We start from the raw sequence: 1,140 nt of genomic DNA, 5'->3' as shown, positions 1-1,140 counted from the left end.
CTCCCGGACAGCCGCCGCCCCCGCCCGGCCGGTCACCCCGGGACGACGGCCCCGCGCCGAGGGTCACCCCGGGACGACCGCCAGCGAGGTCGAGCAGTGCCGCAGCACCGTCCGCGTGACGCCTCCGATCCGCCCGCGCGCCCCGCCGCGGCCCACCACCAGCAGGGAGGCGTCCGCCGCCGCGTCGACCAGCCGCGACGGCGCCGCGCCGAAGCCGGTGCGCACCGTGACCCGCACCGACGGGTGACGTTGCCGCCACGGGTCCAGCAGCTGCCGCAGTTCCTGTCCCGCCTCCCGCTCCAGATCGCGGTCCCGGGCCGGATCCGCCCCGGGCGGCCGCCGCCACGCGTGCACCACCTCGAGCCGGGCGTGCCGTCGGGCCGCCTCGCCGAACGCGAAGGCCACCGCGCCGGCCGCCGGTTTCCGCGGGTCGAGGCCCAGCACCACGTCCGGCGACGGGTCGCCGTCCCACGACGGCCCCGGCACACCCGTGGCGCCGCCGGCCTCCGTCACGCCCGGGGACCGCGCCAGCACCACCGGGCCGCTCGCCCCGGCCACCACCGCCAGTGTCACCGGGCCGAGCAGCCACACGTCCTCGCCGCCCTCCGGACCCCCGGCGGCCCGCGACCCCAGCACCAGCGGGCACCCGTGCGACGCCGCGTCCAGCAGCGCGGACGCCGGCGCCTCGCGCACCTGCTCGAAGGTGACCCGCAGCCCGGGCCGCTCGGCGGTCAGCCGCTCCGCGGTCTCCCGCAGCACCCGCTGCGCCCAACGGCGCCGCGCCGCCTCCACCTCCGGGTCGCCGCCGCGTTCCTCACCCGCCGCCGCGTACGGCTGCCAGGGGACCGCGTGCACCAGCCGCACCGGACGCTCCCACAACTCGGCCTCCCGCGCGGCCCAGTCGGCCGCCGTGAGGCTCTCCGGCGAGCCGTCCACGCCGACGGTGACGGTTCGGGGCATGATGCGCGCTCCTGGGCTCTCCTCGCGGGGACACGGGCGTCGTCCTGTTCCGGCAGGGTGGAACGATCACGTTGTCAGGGCCGGCCCGCCCGGCGTAGGGCCGACCGGCCCCTTTCCCCGACCCCCCCGGTGACGGCGCTAGGCTCGAGCACCGACATGAGTGACACCCCCGCCCCGGAC

Annotated in this window: 1 protein-coding gene; it reads right to left on the bottom strand. The window is 79.2% G+C overall.

Annotated elements, in window-relative coordinates; all coding sequences use genetic code 11:
- Positions 1-63 precede the first annotated feature (63 nt).
- On the bottom strand, positions 64-960 hold the full coding sequence (locus tag ACOV8S_RS22990; protein WP_448319925.1) for a universal stress protein: 897 nt from the start codon (positions 958-960) through the stop codon (positions 64-66).
- Positions 961-1,140 lie beyond the last annotated feature (180 nt).

This window comes from Streptomyces sp. CO7 (genome assembly GCF_053474865.1).
The sequence above is the reverse complement of the archived record's forward strand: the minus strand, read 5'-3'. Positions and strand labels throughout refer to the sequence as shown.